The 18,923-nt window shown below is 61.8% G+C and carries 16 protein-coding genes; 8 read left to right on the plus strand and 8 right to left on the minus strand.

Features of this window, described 5'->3' with window-relative positions; all coding sequences use genetic code 11:
* Positions 1–69 precede the first annotated feature (69 nt).
* Positions 70–453: a hypothetical protein gene (locus tag VFO93_RS06285; protein WP_325133494.1), complete on the plus strand. Its 384-nt coding sequence runs from the start codon at positions 70–72 to the stop codon at positions 451–453.
* A gap of 32 nt (positions 454–485) precedes the next feature.
* On the opposite strand, the gene VFO93_RS06290 is transcribed toward VFO93_RS06285, so the two are convergent.
* Positions 486–1,076 carry a DUF4269 domain-containing protein gene (locus VFO93_RS06290; RefSeq protein ID WP_325133495.1) on the minus strand — a complete coding sequence of 197 codons (591 nt, stop codon included), beginning with the start codon at positions 1,074–1,076 and terminating at the stop codon, positions 486–488.
* A gap of 192 nt (positions 1,077–1,268) precedes the next feature.
* The gene (locus VFO93_RS06295) at positions 1,269–2,804 is read right to left on the minus strand and encodes an ATP-binding cassette domain-containing protein (protein ID WP_325133496.1); all 1,536 of its coding nucleotides are present in this window, start codon (positions 2,802–2,804) and stop codon (positions 1,269–1,271) included.
* Positions 2,805–3,114: 310 nt separating this feature from the next.
* Between VFO93_RS06295 and VFO93_RS06300 the strand changes: the two genes are divergently transcribed.
* Complete coding sequence (locus VFO93_RS06300; RefSeq protein WP_325133497.1) at positions 3,115–4,194, plus strand: AAA family ATPase; 1,080 nt, start codon at positions 3,115–3,117, stop codon at positions 4,192–4,194.
* A gap of 50 nt (positions 4,195–4,244) precedes the next feature.
* Entirely contained in the window at positions 4,245–4,943 is a 699-nt protein-coding gene (locus VFO93_RS06305; protein ID WP_325133498.1) for a hypothetical protein, read from the plus strand.
* Positions 4,944–5,021: 78 nt separating this feature from the next.
* On the opposite strand, the gene VFO93_RS06310 is transcribed toward VFO93_RS06305, so the two are convergent.
* Together VFO93_RS06310 and VFO93_RS06315 are read right to left on the minus strand one after the other, a co-directional pair.
* A complete protein-coding gene (locus VFO93_RS06310) occupies positions 5,022–8,354 on the minus strand; it encodes a UTP--glucose-1-phosphate uridylyltransferase (protein ID WP_325133499.1) in 3,333 nt (1,110 codons plus the stop codon).
* Between the two features lie 108 nt (positions 8,355–8,462).
* Positions 8,463–9,404, minus strand: coding sequence for a UTP--glucose-1-phosphate uridylyltransferase (locus VFO93_RS06315; protein ID WP_325133500.1), 942 nt, complete (start codon positions 9,402–9,404; stop codon positions 8,463–8,465).
* 276 nt (positions 9,405–9,680) lie between these two features.
* Here VFO93_RS06315 and VFO93_RS06320 point away from each other — a divergent pair, with 276 nt between their 5' ends.
* Entirely contained in the window at positions 9,681–12,254 is a 2,574-nt protein-coding gene (locus tag VFO93_RS06320; RefSeq protein ID WP_325133501.1) for an ATP-binding protein, read from the plus strand.
* 39 nt (positions 12,255–12,293) lie between these two features.
* A complete protein-coding gene (locus VFO93_RS06325; RefSeq protein WP_325133502.1) occupies positions 12,294–13,019 on the plus strand; it encodes a hypothetical protein in 726 nt (241 codons plus the stop codon).
* Between the two features lie 6 nt (positions 13,020–13,025).
* Here VFO93_RS06325 and VFO93_RS06330 read toward each other — a convergent pair whose 3' ends face one another.
* Both VFO93_RS06330 and VFO93_RS06335 read right to left on the minus strand, forming a co-directional pair.
* Positions 13,026–14,381, minus strand: a complete 1,356-nt coding sequence (locus tag VFO93_RS06330) for a HAMP domain-containing sensor histidine kinase (protein WP_325133503.1) — start codon at positions 14,379–14,381, stop codon at positions 13,026–13,028.
* Positions 14,382–14,477: 96 nt separating this feature from the next.
* Positions 14,478–15,164 carry a response regulator transcription factor gene (locus VFO93_RS06335; protein WP_325133504.1) on the minus strand — a complete coding sequence of 229 codons (687 nt, stop codon included), beginning with the start codon at positions 15,162–15,164 and terminating at the stop codon, positions 14,478–14,480.
* Between the two features lie 186 nt (positions 15,165–15,350).
* Between VFO93_RS06335 and VFO93_RS06340 the strand changes: the two genes are divergently transcribed.
* The 3 genes from VFO93_RS06340 to VFO93_RS06350 are packed head-to-tail and all read left to right on the plus strand — an operon-like array spanning position 15,351 to position 17,744.
* Positions 15,351–15,902, plus strand: a complete 552-nt coding sequence (locus VFO93_RS06340) for a histidine phosphatase family protein (RefSeq protein WP_325133505.1) — start codon at positions 15,351–15,353, stop codon at positions 15,900–15,902.
* Between the two features lie 36 nt (positions 15,903–15,938).
* Positions 15,939–17,339 (plus strand): M20/M25/M40 family metallo-hydrolase, encoded by a 1,401-nt coding sequence (locus VFO93_RS06345; RefSeq protein ID WP_325133506.1) that lies wholly within the window; start codon positions 15,939–15,941, stop codon positions 17,337–17,339.
* Between the two features lie 18 nt (positions 17,340–17,357).
* Positions 17,358–17,744 carry a hypothetical protein gene (locus VFO93_RS06350; protein ID WP_325133507.1) on the plus strand — a complete coding sequence of 129 codons (387 nt, stop codon included), beginning with the start codon at positions 17,358–17,360 and terminating at the stop codon, positions 17,742–17,744.
* A 197-nt stretch (positions 17,745–17,941) separates the two neighbouring features.
* Here VFO93_RS06350 and VFO93_RS06355 read toward each other — a convergent pair whose 3' ends face one another.
* Together VFO93_RS06355 and VFO93_RS06360 are read right to left on the minus strand one after the other, a co-directional pair.
* Positions 17,942–18,745 carry an OmpA family protein gene (locus tag VFO93_RS06355; RefSeq protein WP_325133508.1) on the minus strand — a complete coding sequence of 268 codons (804 nt, stop codon included), beginning with the start codon at positions 18,743–18,745 and terminating at the stop codon, positions 17,942–17,944.
* On the minus strand, positions 18,739–18,923 hold a 185-nt coding region (locus VFO93_RS06360; protein ID WP_325133509.1), incomplete at its 5' end, for a hypothetical protein. The genes VFO93_RS06355 and VFO93_RS06360, both read right to left, overlap by 7 nt.

The raw sequence follows: 18,923 nt of genomic DNA on the forward strand, positions 1-18,923 counted from the left end.
AACCCTTGAGCCGTGCGCTGGCTCCTCCTGCTACACACGTTGTACCTCAATCGCTTCTTTCCTGCTCTTATGGCCAAAAACCTGACCTACGCCGCTCTCATAGCCCTGCTCTACTTAGCCAGTAGCTGTAAAAAAGATGAACCCGAAATTTACAAGCTAACGCAATCCTGCGCGCCCACTGCCAAGACAGTAAAAACAATTACCAACGCCACGGGCTTCGTGCGCTTAGACGCGGCTACCCAGCAGTGCGTGGTTTCTGTACACGTACCCGGCACCGTTGATGTAGTAGACCTTGGAGTTGTGTGTGGCTCCCTTCCCGATGCCATTCAGAAAGACGGTGCAAAGGTGACAGTAAGCGGCACCTTTAAAGAATACGGGCAGCCCGCGCCTCAGCCGTTGCCGGCTGGCTACACCTATTACTACCTCGAAGTATCAAGTATCCAGCTTCAATAAGCTAGCCCTGCGATAGTAGCGGACTGCGGGCGCTACTCCGGCTTAAGCAACGGCCGGGACGCTACCCGCTCGCGTAGCATCTCATCTGGCCAGTTTTCCAGCGTGAGTAGCGCGGCGTAGGGGGCGCCGGGCAGGCCGAGCAGTTGGGCAAAGGCGGGCTCGGTTTTGAAACCCTGCCGCTTGAGGGCGCGCACCGCCGTGCGCCAGGCTTCGCCCCCGGCCGCCAGCACGGCGCGCTCTACCAGTAGGTGCCGCCAGCCGTGCTGCTGCGCGATGGGCAGCGCCTGCCCGAAAACCTCTATTTCCTCCGTGTCGTAGCGAAAGCCGCAAACCGTGGTGGCGTGCCCGCCAATGCGGCGCTGCGCCAGCCGGAACCCCGGCCGCGCCTCAAAATGCGCCCGCAGCAGCGCCGCAAAGCGGGCCTGGGCAGCCTCGGGCACCTCGCACAGCACGTCGAGGTCGCTACCGGCAATGTCGATGCCCAGCGGTACGGTGCCCGCCAGCACCGGGTCAAACTCCCTCAATAAAGGCCAAAGGCCGCTGGCTTCCAGTGTGGCATAGGCCCGCCGCTGCCGGGGGCTGCCGGTGCGCAGGTAGTGCAGGCTTCTCCAGTCTTCGGTCATGAGAGAATAAGCTGATGGCCAGTAAGCCGGGCGCTGCTTTCGCATTAAAAGCTTGTTTTCCAAGCTAAGCAAAACGTGAGAATGGGTCATGCTTATCTGGCGTCCACGCAGTGAAGCATCTCTGTCGCTTCGTTGAACGGCTTAGCAGAGAATGCGGCAGAGATGCTTCACTGTGTTCAGCATGACACTCGTTTACAAGGTTTTGAATTCAGGGGTAAGACTTAACTCCTCTACCGTGCCCACGCCCGCATTTAGCCGCAGTGCCCGCGTGAGGCTGACCGGTAGCTCGCGGGCGTAGTGGCTGACGTACACCACGGCCACGCTGGTGGCCTGGCACAGCGCATCGAGCACGGCCCGGAAGTGCGCCAATTGCCCGGCATCGAGGCCCTGGCCGGGCTCGTCGAGCAGCAGCAGGGGCGGGCTTTTGACCAACGCCCGCGCTACCAGCACCAGGCGCTGCTGGCTGGCGGGCAGCTGGCGCAGGGGCTGGTCGGCGCGGCCTTCGAGGTGCAGCACGCGCAGCCAGCGGGTGGCCAGCGCGCGCTGGGCGGGCGTGGTGGCCGCCCGCACCAGCTTGTCGGTGAAGCCGGTTTCGACCACCTGCCGGCCCGTCAGCTGGCCGGGGAAGTAGTGCAACAGCTCGGGCGACACGTAGCCGAGGTGCCGCTTGATGTCCCAGATGCTTTCGCCGGTGCCGCGCCGCCGGCCAAACAGCGTGATGTCCTTGCCATACGCCTGCGGGTTATCGCCGTTGAGCAAGCTAAGCAACGTGCTTTTGCCCGCGCCGTTGGGGCCGGTGAGGGCCCAGCGCTCGCCGGGGCGCACCGTCCAGCTCAGGTTGTCGAGCACCACTTTGTCGCCGTAGCGCACGGTAACGTTGCGCAGCTCGATGAGCGGGTCGGCGCTACCCGGCGCATCGGGGCCGGCCGTGCTGGCGAGGGCGCGCAGCTCGTCGGCATCGAGCGGGGCGGGCAAACTTTCCCCAGCCAGCTGCGCGGGCTGAAAATTGGCCCTGGGTAGCGTTTGCACGATGCGCTGGCCGGCCAGCACCGCCACGTGGGTGATGATTGTGGGTATTTCCTCCGCGGCCGTAGCCAGCACGAGGGTGATGCCCGAGGCCGCTACGTCGGCCAGAAATTCATCGAACCAGGCGCGGGTAGCCACGTCGAGGCCGGTGAGGGGCGCGTCGAGCAGCAGCAGCCGGGGCTGGCGCAGCAGGGCGGCGGCCAGGCGCAGGCGCTGGGTTTCGCCGTTGGAAAGCTTGATGAGGCGTTCCTCCTGCAAATGACTGAGGCGCAGGGTTTCGACTGCCCGCGCGTAGGGCCAGGCCACGGTACCGGCCGGGGCCGGAATGGCGGTTAGGTACTCGCGCACGGTGGGCATCTCCTCGGCAGCAGCAGCATTGTAGCGCTGCTGGTAGTAGAGCTGGCCGAGGTGGTTGCTAGCCCGAAACGCGGCCTGCGGCCCCACCAGCGCCACGCGCTTGCGCCACGAGAAAAACGGGTCGGGCGGGCCGGGGGGCGCGGCGGCCAGCAGCGGGTAGCTGGCCGCGCCCGTGAGTACGTAGCGCCCGGCCAGGGTGGCGAGCAGCGTGCTCTTGCCCGCGCCGCTCGGCCCTACCAGCGCCCAGTGCTGCCCCGCCTCAATGCGTAAGCTGAGGTCACTAAACAAAACCTGACCCAGGTAGCGCACGGTGCAGTGCTCGAAGGCGAGGAGGGGAAGAGTCATGCGAAAAAGAGAAGAAGTGTAAGAAATGCACTCGCAAAGACAGTACTTGTCCGGTAAACCTTGGCAGAAGCATTTGCAAGTACAAGTTGCGGGGTAGCCGCGAAGCGGCGGTATGTTGGTAGTCGAGGTGATTTTTAGCAGTCTGAAGCCGCAAAGCGGCGGCATTTCGTTGTAGGTGCCGCCGCTTTGCGGCTCCAGGTAGCCGATTGGCTGCGGTAGCTACCAACATGCCGCCGCTTCGCGGCTACCGCGCAACTTGAATTTGCTTAAGAAAGCGGGCAGTAGGTTTGCCCTGTCCAAGATTTCTATTATGACAAACGTACTACCCGCCGCCTCACCCATGCCCCCGCGCACCGGCCTCGTGGTCGGCAAGTTCTGGCCGCCGCACCGGGGCCACCAGCTGCTGCTCGAAACCGCCGCCGCCCAGGTAGCCGAGCTGCTGGTGCTCGTGTATGCCAACCCCGACGACCCGCGCCACGCCGCGCCCGCCCGCGCCGAGTGGCTGCGCGAGCTCTACCGGGGCGACGACTTCGCGCAAGGCCCGCGCATCGGCACCACGCCGCTGCGCATCGTGGGCCTGCCCACCGCCGCCGCGCCCCCCGATGCCGCCGACGACCACACGCACCGCGAGTTTGTGCGCCAGTACCTGGCCGACCTGGGCCAGCGTATCGACGTAGTATTCAGCAGCGAAGCCTACGGCCCCGGCTTTGCCGAGTACCTGGGCGCTACCCACGTAGCCGTGGACAACCAGCGCCGGCAGGTGCCCACCAGCGGCACCCACCTGCGCGCCGCCCTGGCCGCCGAGGCCGAAAGCTTCGCCGAGTCGGCGCTGCACATTCACCCTTATGTGGCCGCGCAATACGGCGTGGTGCCCGCCGCCCCCGTGCCCCGCCTCGTGCTGCTGGGGGCCGAAAGCAGCGGCAAAACCACCCTGTCCATTGCTCTGGCCGAGGCCCTGGGCACCGCCTGGGTGCCCGAATACGGCCGCACCCTGCACGAGCAAAAAAACGGCCAGCTGGTCTACGAGGACTTGCTTTACATCGGCCGCCGCCAGCTAGAGCTAGAGGACGAGGCCGCCACCCAGGCCCACGGCTGGCTCGTCTGCGATACCAACGCGGCCACCACGGCGCTGTATTCCTACTACTATTTTCACCGCTGCGACCCCGCCTTGCAGCGCCTCGCCCAAGTGTGCCGCCAGCGCTACGCCCACACCTTCGTGTGCCTGCCCACTACGCCCTTCGAAGACGACGGCTGGCGCGGCCCCGAGGCCCTGCGCCAGTTTCAGCACGGCGCCATCCTGATGCAGTTGGAGCTGCTGGGGATTACGTACACGCTGCTCGATGGCTCGGTGGCCGAGCGCGTGGCGCAGGTGCGGGCGGTGCTGGGATAGAATCTGAGGTTAATATATAGTATTAGTCTTACTAATTGTAATTCACTCTGATGTCGTACTCAAGGCTTACCTGGTCGATAGAACCTAAAGTTGTAGGAGTCAAGGATGGTGTTGGGCCATGTTATTTAGATAAGGAATTTTACGAACGCAACCCGTGGTATACACAAATTTTTCTTCCTGTAATTCCTGCTGAAGATTGGTGGAAGCCCCGAGCTAATATGCCCGATTATGGACAAGCTCTTTTACAGATACCTATGGAAAAGGAGGCTTGCCATACAGATTTTATCGATTTTGGTGGTTTTCAACACGGGTATATAATAAATAATCGATTGCGTGAATTGCTTGAAGGTGCTCATTTGCCTAGGCATCGTTATCTGCCAGCTAGTTTTGTACAAGGAGATAATGAAATTACTGGGTATTGGTGGTTATGTTATGATTTAGAAACCGGGAAAGACCGTGTGGATTTCGCAAAAAGCGAGTTTGCCCCGAGTAGGTTCTCAAGTGGAAAGCATTTCTCGATTTCCAGTTATTCTGATTATATGCAGATAATTGAAGGGACCGGGGAGGCGGTACAGGCGACCAAGCTGTGTTTCAATTCCAGCTTCGACCAAGAGTTGGATATTTGGGGAACTCAGTTTTTGTCTGGAGTGAAAGGATACATATCAGATAAGCTACTCCGAAATTTTGAACGCCATAATATTACTGGATATGCAACTCGAAGACTTCAATGCTCTCTGCTATTTACTTGATTTTTTGCAATAACTAAAAAGGGAGAAGTAGCACGCTGCTACTTCTCCCTTTTTAGTTATTGACAGCTTTGGAAATCTCTAAAACGCCGCCAACCCCGCCACGTAATCCTTAGTGCCATCAATGACCCAGGCATCTAGCTGCGCGGGGTCTTTCATTTGCTGGCCGCGTTGGCGGGGCACCACGAGGTAGCCGCAGGGCACGTCGGGCAGGGCCGACATATCGCTCCAGAGCTTCTCGATTTGGGCGACGGGGTAGATGTCTTCTTGGCCGTGGCCCCAGCGGTACTTCACCTCCTTGATGGTGACGTAGGTGGGGATGCGCTGGGCCACGCTGCGCACGGCGCGGGCTAGGCGCGCCTCGTCGGCGGCTTGCAACTCGGCGCGGGTGAGGCCGAAGAGGGCCAGCAGCGGGTCCACCTGTATCCAGGTGGTCATGGTGTTGTAGTAGCTTAGGCCGAGCTCGTCTTCCTCGCGGGGCTGGGCGAGGCCTTCGAGCAGGCGCAGCTGGCCGTTTACGCGGGCCAGTCCGCCGCCGCGGTCCTCGATGCGGCGGGCTACTACTTCGAAGGTTAGTACGTTGCGCGAGGCTAGGTGGTAGCCTAGGGCGGCCGCGTCTAGGTCGGCGCCGAGGGTGTCGATGTTGTGCAGCATCAGGGTTTCGACCTGCGGCTGCTCGCGCAGCAGGCGGGCCAGGGTGCCGTTGCGCAGCAGGTTCGAGACTTCGTACCAGTGGCCAAGCGGCGAGAAGCGCTGCCCGGCTATGTTGTCCACGTAGTCGGTGCCCTCGCCCTTGGCTTTGGCCCAGACTATCATGGTGTTACGCACGGCGTCGCGCACTTTCTGCTTGTTCACGTCGAGCGTTTCCTGGGGCATTTCCTCCCACAAAAAGCGCAGGTCGCGGGCCATCGGCACGAAGCGCTGGCCGATGGAGCGGCCCTCCGAGAGGTACACCGGCCCGTGGTAGCCGAAGTTGCCGGTCTTGGCCAAATGCGCTTGAATGGGGGCGTGGGTGAGGTAGCTCGTGGCCACGAGGTGCGGAATCACGGCCTGGTAGCGCTCGGCCGTGCGGCGGGTTTTGGCCAGGTGGATTTCGAGGAAGCTGCGCATTTTGCCCTCGATTTCCACGAAGGGGTTCAGGGCCTTGATGACGCCCGCGCCCTTGGTCCAGCGGCTACCGATTCCGGCCGCGAGGCTCAGCACGCCCACCTTGCCGGCCCGGATGGCGGCCTCGCCGGCCGCGGCGTGCGCGCCTAGGTTGGTGAGCGGGGCGGCGTCACCGGGCTGCACGTCGGCGATGGTGGTTTCGAGCGGCAACTGGTTGCGCGAGAGGCCGATGCGGCCCTTCTGCAAGTCGGCCCGAATGTCTTCGTGCTGAATATAATCGAAGCCGTTTTCCTGCTTGATGCGCTCCGATTTGTCGTTTTCGGCGCTGCGGTTGCCCTGCGCGCCGGGGTCCGACACCTGAAACAAGTTGCTGACGATGGTGCGCAGCAGGGGGTAGGCCAGGTTATTTTGCTCGCAGTGAGCGGTGAAGAAATCAATTTCCGCCCGCCGAATGTAGGAGATACTAGCTGGGTCTTGCTTCACGAGTTGCGAGACGTGGATGGCGTAGTACTGCTCGGGCATCAGCGCCTCGGCACCCTCGTGCAACGTGCTCCAGCTGCCCTTGTAGTTGATGTCCCAGTTGTACACCACCGGCTCCATGGCGAAGGGCAGCGCGGCCGACAGCTCCTGCTTGGTCGAGCGCAGTAGCTCCAGCACCCGCAGCTTGTAGTCCTCGTAGCGGGCGGGGTTCACAAACATGCCCATGCCGCCGCCCGACATGCCGCCCAGCATCAGGAAGCCGTAGTAATCGGCCCCGAACTGCTGCTTGGCGCGGGCAATAATCTCTTCCGTAAAGTAAGTCGAGGCCCAGGGGATAATCGTCTTAATCGGGTACTCCCAGTTGCGAGCCGTGTTGGCGGCCAGCTTGGGTACGTCGCCCTCTTTCAAGGCACCCAAGATGTTGTCAAACACCTGGTTGGTGAACTGCCGGGCGGCCCATTCCTTCTCACCGCGCAGCAGGTATTTCTCGCTCACCATCTCCAGAATCGGCCCCACGTTGGAGGCCATGCCGCCGTGCAGCAGCACCAAGGAGTTGCGGATGCGCTCGCCCATTTCGGGGTGAATATCTTCTCCTGCCAGCACGCGGTGGCGGGGCAGCAGCGTGCCCCGGCTGATGCCAAACTCGGGGTCGCCGGCCTGGGCAAACGTGCCCTGAATGGCCTTGATGCCCGGCCACACGCCGCCCGAATCCTGCCAGCCGCCCCCCGAGCCACCAATCCACTCGCCCAGAATGGCCCGCGAGGCTACCAGCCGGCGCTCGTCTTCGTCGAGGCCGCCGGTGAGGTTTTTGGTTTGGCCGGTGGCGCGCATCAGCAGGCTGATAATGCACCCTAGGAGGTTGGTCGACACCGCGAAGCGCGAGCCCTTCGGAATGTCATTTACCTTGGTAACCAGCTCGATGCCCATGCCCGGTGCTACGATGCGCGCCAGCAGCTGGGGTAGGGATTGGGCCGTGCCCTCGAAGGAAGGCGGGATGAGGCCCGAGGCAATAACGCCCGCCTTTACCAAGCTCAGGTAGTCGTTGCCGAAGTTGAACAAGTCAGCCAAATCGGTTACGTCCTTGGTCGTGTTCAGGTCGATGCTAGTGAGGCGCAGCACCGGTTCGGCAATCACGCGCACGAAGGCGTGCAGCGGCGGCCGAATGTCCTTGTCGCGCCCAAATACGCCGAGGTCAATGGATAAATTGACGACCCGCGCGCCCTCGGGGTAGTCCATGCCCAGGAAAAAAATATCCGACCAGCCGCTGTGCGTCAGGTCCATCCGCACGGCCGTGTGCTCGTGCAGCACCGGGTAGAAGAGCGAGCCTTCGGGCCGTTGCAGCAGCGCCCTGTGGATGCGGATGGGGTGCTCGTCCTGGTGCCCCACGCGGAACATCCACTGGTTGCCCTTGGTCGAGCGCACGCTTTTGCGCACCTGGTTGGCCAGGGTCTGGAAGGAAAGCTGGTGGTAGCTATCGGCCAGCGCGCTGAACAGCATGGCGTTCGGCCCGTGCGCGTCCAGCTCAGCCAGAAACGTGCTGATGGCCTGCTCGAAGCGCCGCGCCAGCAAGTCCTCGAAGCCCGCGTAGGGAATCTTGCCCACGGCCGGCGTAGCCGGCGCTTCCTGCAAGAAAAACCGGTAGCCGGCGTACAGGAACAGGATGGCCCGCACCTTGTCGTAGAGGCTGGGCGTAGCCTTGCGGAAGTCGTCGAGCTCGCGCAGGCTTTTTAGCAGGTCTCTGGCCGATAGGGCCTTGGCTAGCTCGTAAAACGACCGGTCCCGCTTGGCGGGGTCGGTCGCGGTTATCGTCTCAATGAGGATATTCATGGAAATGTACTGAGACAGGAGACGTTAGACATGAGACATGAGAACTCAGCAAAGTAGAGCAGTTCTCATCTCTCATGTCTAACGTCTCCTGTCTAACATCTATAAAATTTACCGGCCGTTGGCTTCGGCGAGGAGTTCGACCATGGTGCTGAGCGTTTCGGTGCGGGCGTCGCCGGCCAGGCCTAGGGCCAGCTGGGCGCGCAGCAGGCCGTGGGGGCGGCTAAGGTCGTAGCGGGTACCCTGCACTTCGAGGGCCAGGTACTTCTCGGTTTCGGCCAGCTCTTGCAGGGCGGGCGTCAGCAGCAGGTTACCATTGCTAGTGGCCTGGTGGCGCTCCAGGATGCCAAAAAGGCTGGGCGTGAGCACGTGCATCCCGAAAAAGCACAGGTAGTAGCCGGCGCGCAGGCCAGGCGTGGCTAGCTCCAACTCGGCGGTGCTGAGCGAGGGCTTTTCGATGATTTTCTCAATCTCGTACACGCCCGCCTGCCCGGCCACGAGCGCGCCGGTGAGGGTGCCATAGCGCCCAAGTTGGTGCTCTATGGTGGGGTTCACGGCCGATACGGAACATTCCTCCCGCGTGGCCAGCGCCAGCAGTTGGGCCGCGCAACGCTGCCCGGCCTGGGCCGATACGTAGAGGTAGTCGCCGAGCAAAAGCAAGAACGGCTCGTCCTGCACAAAGGCGCGGGCGCAAGCCACGGCGTGGCCGTAGCCTAGCGGCTCGGCCTGCTCGGCAAAATGCAGGCGGCTCAGCAGGAAGTCGATTTTCTCAGCCTGCTGCATGGCCCAGTCGCTGCCCTGATACGAGCGCCCCAGGTTGTCGCGCAAGGAGGCAAAGGCGGCCAGGTAGCGCTCGCCGTCGCCGGGGGCGCAAACCACGCAGATTTCCTCAATGCCGCTGCTAAACGCTTCTTCAGCAATTATTTGGATGGTAGGCTTGTGCAGGCCGTCGAGGTCCACGACGGGCAGCATGGCTTTCTGGATGGTATCGGCTACGGGGTAGAGCCGCTCGCCGCGGGCGGCCGCCGTAATGACGGCTTTTCTGACTTTCATATCGGGCTTCGATGGGGAAGGGGCCGCAAGTTACGCTAGGTGTTGAGGTGGTGCGTAAGGCGCACAGTACCAAAAGCCGCCGCTTTGGTAGCAAGCGGCTAGTGAGCCGTAAGTAGCAATCGTTGCCGATAGTTTTGCCGGGTGTGGCGGGATAGAATTAAAATAACTGGCGGCCGTAACGAATGAATGCCCGGCCGGTAGGTTATTTGTCGGCCCGCGCCTGCTGGTGGTGGCGAGGCTTTCGGCGACGTTATGCGAGTATATTTATTCAGAATTTTGCTGGTCGTACTTTTGCTGGGAGGCGTGTGCTTTTCGGGCGCGGCGCAGGCCCCGGCCGAGCCGGCGTTTTCGCTGGCGTGCCAGCCGGGCGCGCGGGTGGGGCGCGACAAGCAGCAGGTTTGCGAAATCCGCGACCTGACCATGCCCGCGCCCGTGGGCCAGGCGCTGCTCATTGAGGGCGGCAATGGGGGCACTACCATCCACGGCTGGGCCGGGCCCGATATTCGCATCAAAGCCCTGGTACAATGCGGCGGCCGCACCCAGGAGGAAGCCCAGGCGCGCGTGCAGGCCATCAGTATTGTAGCGGCGGGTAATGTGCTGCGCGCCATTCTGCCCGAGGGCAGCCTCGAGCGCATGGTGCGCTACGAACTATTCGTGCCCCGCCAAACGGCGCTTGTCGTCACGTCGGGCAATGGTAGCATTCGTATCGATAACGTGCAGGCTAACATCGAGTTTCATAACCAAAACGGCGACGTGACGCTGCGCGACCTGGGCGGCCGGGTGGCGGGCGAAACCGTGAACGGCAGCCTCAGCCTGGCGCTCGGCGGCAGCGCGTGGGTAGGCGAGGGGCTCGACGTGCGTACCACCAACGGCGGCGTGCGGTGGCAGGTGCCGGCCGGCTACTCGGCCCGACTGTTGCTGAGCACTCAGGCCGGTAGCCTGCCCAAAGGCTGGCTCGCCGTGCCGGTGGGCCGGCGCAAGGAGGCCAGCGGTAGCCTCGGCCAGGGCGGTGGCCCGCTGCTGAAAGCTGCTACCGTCAACGGCAGCATCAGCCTGATGCAAAACGGAGAAACCCCCGCTCCCAACCCCGGCAGCACGTCGTCCCTAAACGTTCAGCACCTGAAGAGTGCGCTGGAGCAAGCCGGCAAGCGGCCCGACAACCCGCCCGCCCCGCCCGATACGCTGCTGGCGCAGGCCCGCCGCTTGGCCTACGTGCCTGGCCAAGCAGTGGCCCTGAGCCAACTGGCCGCCGCCCGGCTGCCGCAGGCGCCCGGCCCGGCCGCCGCGCTGGTGCAAGACGCCGCGCAGCTGGCCGCCTCCCTGCGCGATGCCGCCGAAGCGGGCTGGGCGCTGGGGCAAGTCGGCCAGCTGCAAGCCCGGCTGGCCAGGCAGTCGGCCGGGCTGAGCGACTTCTACGCCCCGCTGCTGCAGGCGCTGAGCACCGCCCTGGGTGCTGCCCGGCCCCAAAACCAGCCTGCCAAAGAGCCCGAGGCCAGCGCCCCCACCGAGCGGCGGGCGCTGCGCAGCCTGGCGGCTTTGCCGCCGCCCGCCTTGCCCGGCGCACCGACGAGCGTATATGGCCTGCCGCGCATTACGCTGGCCGACAAGTGGCTCGATACCCTGCTCACCGACCGCCGCAGCTCGCCGCAGGTGGTGCGCCAGCTGGCTGCCCGCCGCCAGCTGCGCGACAAAACCCAGGCCTTGAGCGCGGCCTTTGCCCAGCAGGGCGACTACGCGCGGGCCTACCAGTACAACCTGCAATACAACGCCTATAAGGACAGCCTCACCGCCGAGGCCACCACCCGCCGCCTGGCCGCGCTCGAATACCGCCAGAATCTATCAAAGAAAGAAGCACGCATTCAATACCTTACTAAAGAGCAGCAGATACGCCAGCAGGCCGCCCGGCGGCAAAAGCTGCTGGTAATAATTCTGAACGCGGTGGTGGGTATGCTGGCGATGGGGGCGTTTTTGCTGTACCGCAGCAGCCGCGCCCAGCGCCGGGCCAATGCCGCGCTCGAAGAGCAGAAAAATGCCCTGCAGGCGACCCTGGCCGACCTGAAAACCGCGCAGAGCCAACTTATTCAATCCGAAAAAATGGCCAGCCTGGGCGAGCTCACGGCTGGCATCGCGCACGAAATCCAGAACCCGCTCAACTTTGTCAACAACTTCTCCGAAGTAAGTACCGAACTGCTCGATGAGCTGCTGGAGCAGCGCCGCCAGCCCACCCCCGACCTGGCCCTGGAAGACGAACTGCTGGCCGACGTGCACCAGAACCTGTTGCGCATCAACCAGCACGGCCGCCGGGCCTCGGCCATCGTGAAGGGGATGCTGGAGCACGCTCGCACCAGCACCGGCCAGAAAGCGCCCACCGACGTCAACGCCCTGCTCGAAGAATACGGCAAGCTCGCCTACCACAGCGCCCGCGCCAAAGACAAAGCCTTCGAAGCTAAGCTGCTGCTGCACCTCGACCCCGGCCTCGGCCCGGTGCCCGCCGTGCCGCAAGACCTCAGCCGCGTGCTGCTCAACGTATTTACCAACGCCTTCTACGCCGTGCAGCAGAAGGCGCGCATCGCTGGCCCCGCCTACCACCCCGAGGTGCAGGTGCGCACCCAGCGCGAGGTGGGCCAGGTCAAAATCCAGATTCGCGACAACGGCCCCGGCATCCCGGAGGCCATTCGGCAGAAGGTGTTGCAGCCCTTTTTCACTACCAAGCCCACCGGCGAAGGCACCGGTCTGGGGTTGTCGCTCAGCCACGACATTATCACGAAGGGCCACGGCGGCACGTTTGCGCTGGACAGTGAGGAAGGGGAGTTTACCGAGTTGACGTTGACGTTACCTGTAGCGGGATAGAAATTTAGTATGAATACTATTACGATAAATCGGTGTTTTTTGAAACAACTAGTAGTCTGTTCTCTAGGCTGCCTAGCTTATTCTTGCCAGGGCAGTGGTAATAAGCATGCAGATAATCAAGCAGCGGCAACTATTCTGACAGCAACATCAGAAAAATCATTAACCGATTCCTTGTATAAATACATGCATTTGAGTGAGTTTGTTAGTCGAGGTGATAGCGCCCGATACGTATTATATGGAGAGAATTTGGGTACTGATAAAATAGGAGTTGTGGCAATTACTGATTCTGTCTTATTATTTTTTCAATCGATTCATTCAACTACGCAATTAACTGGTAGATTTACTTTTGCTGATTATGCTTCTGATTTTAAGAAGGATGATTTGAATGGGGATAATAAAGACGATTTTATAGTCTATGGAAACGCTAATATGCATGGGCAAAAACTGCCCTATGTATTCATAAGTGATAGTGCAGGAGTTATGCATTATCGACCAAATTTATCTTTGCATAATATAAGCTATGATTGGAATAAAAAAGAATTGCATTCATTCTATTTTGGTGGGGCGTTTAGCGTTCATTCTAAGAGGATATACCACTGGCGTGGAGATTCAATAGAACAAACGGCAGGGCTGGAGTATAATATGGGAAATGGCGAAATAGAGGTATATAGAATGCGTAACGGTAAGCGATTCCAACGTAAGCTCTATCATAATCACAATGAAGCAGTGTTCGATACAGCACTTTTCAAGATAGACGACTATTAAAGCACCTCATCCCGCAAACTCCACCACAAACGCTGTGCCCTTGCCCAGCTCCGACTCGGCCCGTAGCACGGCCTTGTGAAACTGCGCGATGGTTTGCGCGATGGGCAAGCCCAGGCCGTAGCCCTCGGGCGACTTGGGGCCGGTGGCGTGGAAGCGCCGGAAGCGGTCAAAGAGCAGCGGCACGTCGTCGGGGGCAATGCCGGGGCCGTCGTCTTCCACGCGCAGCTGGTAGCCGCCCTCGGGGCGCGGGCGGCCCAGCACGCGCACCTGGCCGCCCTCGTGGTTGTATTTGAGGGCGTTGGAGAGTAGGTTGCGCAGCAGCGTGTGCAGTAGCGTGGCATTGGCCTGGGGCACCACGTAGTCGGGGCTGAGGTCGACGTGCAGCGTTATTTCGCGTTGCTGGCGGCGGTCATCAAGCTCCTCGGCCACGTCGGCCACGGTTTGGCGGAGGCTCACGCTGGCATCGCGCAGGTACTGGTCGTTTTCGATATTGGCAATAAGCAGCAGCGTGCGCACCGTGTTGCGCAGGCGGTAGAGGGTGCGCTGGCTTTCCACTATCTGCTGGGCGTGGGTTTCGGGCAGGGTAGGGTCTTGCAGCATGTTCTCGAAGCGCGATTGCAGGATGCTGGTGGGCGTCAGCAATTCGTGCGAGACATTGCTCATAAACTCGCGTTCCTTCTCAAACGAAGCTTGCAACTGCCGCATAAGGGCGGAAAGCGAGTCGTCAAGGTGCCGAAAATCGGTGGTATCGGTATCGAGCCGGGCAAACGAAAACTCGCCCGGCTGCCGGATGCCCCGCAGCTTGCGCGAAATCAGCTCGCGCAGCGGGCGCAGCAGGTAGTGCGCAAAAGCAGCATCGACAAACACCGTGAGCGCCGCGCCCGCCACCAGCACCCACAAGGCCAGCGAGCGTAGCGTGTCGGTGAGCAGCTCCACGGTGCCCAGCGACGAGCCGATTTCGAGGCGGTAGCGGCGGGCGGCCTCGGCCCGGCCCGCGCCCGGCGGGGCCACGTAGCTCAAAATGCGGAAGTCTTCCACGGCCTTGCCCACCTGGCGCGGCTCCTCAAAAATGCGCTCGGTGGGCGGTGTTTTGTCGTTGGCCAGCAGCGGCGTAAGGGTGATGTACTCCTGCTTGAGGATGTTGTAGTCGGCGTAAGTTTCGTTGTGCTCTTCGCGTAAAAAAGTGGCCAGCCCGTCGCGGGCAATGAGGTCGAGTACCTCTTGCTTTTTCTCTTGCAGGCGCTGGTCGGTGTGGGCCACGGCCACCTGCTGCACCACGGGCGGAATCAGCAGCGCCCCCAGCACCACCAGCAGCAGCTTGGAAAGGCCGTTGAAAAGCCCGAGCTTGGTTTGGAGTCTCATTTTAGGTAGGATAGGAGGAAGGCTAAAAATAAAACCGTCATGCTGAGCGGAGCGCAGCATGACGGCCGTTTTGCACTGCCCAAAACTGCCAGTGCCCTACACCGCCCGGTAGCCGATGCCGCGCACCGTTTCGATAAAGTCGGCCGAGCCGAACTGGGTCAGCTTTTTGCGCACGTTTTTGATGTGCACGTCGATGTAGTTCGAATCCGAGTCGTCCTCCAGCACATTGCCCCACAGATGCTCGCCGAGCTGCAAGCGCGTGAGTACCCGGCCTTTGTGCAGCAGCAAGTAGTGCAGTAAGTCAAACTCCTTCTTGGTGAGCGGCACCTCGGGCGAGTCGGGCGCGCCGTGGCGCACGGTGCGGGCGGTCACGTCCATCACGAAGCCATCGCCGAAGGTGATTTCCGAGCGCTTCAGCCCAAACTTGCGGCGCGTGATGGCCTGCATCCGGCTCGTGAGCTCGAGCAGCGAAAAGGGCTTGGGCAGGTAGTCGTCGGCCCCCAGGTCGAGCCCTTTGATGCGGTCGTCGAGGTCGCCGCGCGCCGTGAGGATGATAAACGACGCCTCCTGCTTTTCGCTGCGGCGGCTGTCGCGCAGCAAATCGAGGCCATCGCCGCCGGGCAAACCCAGGTCGAGCAGCACGAAGTCGTAGGAATTGACGTAGAGCTTTTCCGAGGCTTCGGCGTAGGTGTAGGCCGAATCGACCAGGTACTGAGCCTGTTGTAGAAACTGCCGCACCTCCTGGTGCAGGCTTTTTTCGTCTTCAACCAGCAAAACGTGCATAGTGTCGGGGAGGGGAAAGGGGAATGATACTACAACATACGGAAGCAAGCGTTAAGGTGAAGATGAAGATTGGCTGTCGGTTTGATGAAGTTGGGCGAAATATGTCCGCCGCCGGCCCAACCGCGCCCCAAACCCGCCGAACGTGGTACTTTGCAAAGTCATTGCTGACTTTTCAATCCGCGAAATATGAAACGCTTTCTGCTGAGCGCGTTGCTTGGCCTGGTGCTGGCCTTGGGCAGCCGCCCGGCGCTGGCCGGGCCGCCCGCCACGATTATTTACCTAGTGCGCCACGGCGAAAAAGACCCCACGCCCGGCGTGGCCGACCCGCTGCTGACGCCCGCCGGCCAGGCCCGCGCCCAGGCCCTGGCCAGCAAGCTGGCCGGCAAGCACCCGGTGGCCCTCTTCACCACCGACACCCGCCGCACCCGCGCCACGCTGGCCCCGCTGGCGCAGGCCACCCACCTCACGCCCCTGGTTTACAGCCCTAAAGAGGCCGATGCCTTCGCCATCCGGCTCTACAAAGAGTACCCCAGCCACACGGTAGTAGTGGTGGGCCACTCCAATACGCTGCTGCCGCTGCTGGCCGCGCTGGGCGTGAAAGCGCCCATGCTGGAGATTAAAGATGAGGAGTATGACTACTTATTCAAGGTGGAATTGCGCGAGGGCCGGCCGGCCCGGCTCAAGGTGAGCCGCTACGGCGCGGCCGCCCCGCTGATAAGCGGCGCTAGCATGCGCTAACCCAGAAATTTATTGAAAACTGAATCTACAAAACCCATGCGGCTACTTGCTTCTCTGCTACTGGCCGGCCTGCTGGCCAGGGCCACGCCCACTCGCGCCCAAAACCTGACTTCCGCGCCCAAAACCGACTCGCTGGCGCTCCGCAAAATATACGACGAGGCCCTGCTACGCGGCCAGAGCTACGAAAACCTGCGCTACCTCTGCAAAAAAGTGGGGCCGCGCCTGTCGGGCTCGCCGCAGGCGGCGCAGGCCGTGGCCTGGGGCAAGCTCACGATGGAGAAAGCTAACTGCTTCGATAAGGTGTACTTGCAGGAGTGCCGGGTGCCGCACTGGGTGCGCGGCAGCAAGGAAAAAGGCCAGATTATCGGCAACAAGGGCCGCAGCGTGCCCGCCGCCGTGTGCGCCCTCGGCGGCTCGGTAGGCACGGGCGGCAAGCTGCGCGCCGGGGTGGTTGAGGTCAAAAGCCTGGCCGAGCTCAAAGCCCTGCCCGACGCGGCCGTGAAAGGCAAATTCATCTTCTTCAACCGCCCCTTCAACGACGCGCTCATCGAGCCGGGCGCGGCCTATGGCGGCGCCGGCGACCAGCGCCGTAGCGGCCCCGCCGAGGCCGGCCGGCGCGGGGCGGTGGGCGCGCTCGTGCGCTCGCTCACCAGCGCCCGCGACAACAACCCCCACACCGGGGCCACGGCCTACGGCGATACGCCCACCCAGGTACCCGGCGCGGCCCTCAGCACCCAGGCCGCCGACGAGCTCAGCCAGCTCCTGAAAGCCGATGCTAACTTGCAGTTTGAGCTGGAAATGAGCTGCGAAACCCTACCCGACGAAACCAGCTACAACGTGGTAGGGGAGGTGCGCGGCTCTAAATACCCCGACCAGATTATCACCGTGGGTGGCCACCTTGACTCGTGGGACCTCGCCGAGGGTGCCCACGACGACGGCACCGGCGTGGTGCAAAGCATTGAGGCCGTGCGCTTACTAAAGGCCGCTGGCCTGCGCCCCGAGCGCACGGTGCGCGCCGTGCTGTTTATGAACGAGGAAAACGGCACCCGCGGCGGCCAGCGATACGCCGAGCTGGCCAAGCAAAACCACGAAACCCACCTCGCCGCCATCGAGAGCGACGGCGGTGGCTTCACGCCCCGCGGCTTCACGGCCGAAACTACACCCGCCGCTCTCAAAAAAGTGGCCGCCTGGGGCCCGCTGCTGGCGCCCTACCATGCCAACTCGCTCACGCCCGGCCACGCTGGCACCGACATCGAGCCGCTGGTGGGTACCGTGCGCCCCACCGCGCTTTTCGGCTACGACGGCGACTCGCAGCGCTACTTCGACTTGCACCATTCGGGCCTCGATACCTTCGAGCAAGTCAACCGCCGCGAGCTGGAGCTAGGCGGGGCCAGTATGGCGTCGCTGATTTATCTGCTCTCGCGGTATGGATTGTAAGCGTAGTAGAATTATTCTATGCTGAGCAAGGTACTAACTTACTGCTACTTATTAGTGTGGGTTAAGAATGTCGAAGCCAGAAAGATAAAGGCCGCTGGTGTCTTTAGTTTCTTGGCTACCGCCGTTGCAGGGGCAGCGTTATTTGGGGGCTTGTTTGTTAGCAAACTTCGCCTTCCAGTGCCGCTTTTAGTATTGGCCACCAGTTATATAGTCTTTCCTGTTTTTGCCGATAAGCTGGCAGCCCGGATACTGAATTCGCTGGCCTTTCAGCAAGAATGCCAACGGCATACTGAATACAGTAAAAAGCAGCATATTATACTGACGGTGGTGCTGGTAGTATGTAGTACTGCGCTATTACTTGGCGGCGTAGTGGTAGGTACCGTCTGGGCAATATGCCCTCGCTGAATATGCTGACAATTAAGGTGGATGGCCTGGCGGTAGTCTTAGCCGTGCAGCGGCACGACTGCCAGCTACTATGATGAGTGCAGTCTCCAGACTGCCGGATTAGATATGTTGAGAGGCGTAATTAATCCGGCAGTCTGGAGACGGCATTCGTTATCGGCCAGCAGTTGCGCGCTGTGCGCTAAACTACGGCCAGCGTCTTACTGCGTATTCAAAATCGAGAACAACTCATCGAGCTTCGGCGTCAAAATAATGTCGGTGCGGCGGTTGAGGGCCTTGTTCTGGGGCGTGTCGTTGGCCGCTACGGGCAAAAACTGGCCTTTGCCGGAGGGCGTAATCTGCTCGGGCGCGATGCCGGCCGACACCAGTAGGCGCGTGATTTCGGTGGCGCGCAGCACGCTCAGGTCCCAGTTGTCGCGGGCCCCGTTTACCACGCCTTTGATAGGCACGTTGTCGGTGTGGCCTTCGATGAGCACGTTGATGTCCTTGTTGCCCGTCAGCGCGTTAGCCAGCTTGATGAGCGCGTCCTGGCCGGCGGGGTCAACTTTGGTCGAGCCCGATTTGAAAAGCAGCTGCTCGGAGAGCGACACGTAGACCTTGCCGTTTTTCACGTTCACCTGCAAGTCCTGCGAGTTGAAGCCCAGCAGCGCGTCGCTCACCTTTTGGCGCAGGGCTTTGGTGGCGGCATCCTTCTCATCCAGAATGCGTTGCATTTCGGCGATGCGGGCGTTTTTGCCAGCCAGGTCCTGCTCGGTGTTGCCCAGCGCCTGGTTGAGCTGGCTTACCTGCTGGTCTTTGCTGAGCAGGCGGTTGGTGAGGCTGTTCTCGGAGTTGGTTTTATCGCGCTGCAAGGCGTCTTTTTCAAGTTGCAGCTGGTCGCGCGACTTGGTGAGGTCGGCGTTTTGCTGTTGCAGCAGGGCGATGGTTTTCTTGTTGCAGCCCGGCAGCACGAGCAGCGCGGCGGCCAGCAGCGTGGCTGGGGCGAAGGCAGGTAGTTTCAGCATAAGCAGTAAAGCAAAAAGCAGCCCCGGCCAGCCGGCCGAAGCTGGGTCTTACAAACGAACCGGCCGGGGCGGGGGTTGTTGAGCGCCACTACCTGGCCGGGCGAAGGGCGCGGCGGGCTACTTTTGCCGGGTGGCCGCCCGCCGCCGGGGGCCATGCCGGCCCGCGCCGGGCCGTTTT

The sequence above is a fragment of the Hymenobacter sp. genome, from assembly GCF_035709525.1.
GTDB lineage: Bacteria > Bacteroidota > Bacteroidia > Cytophagales > Hymenobacteraceae > Hymenobacter.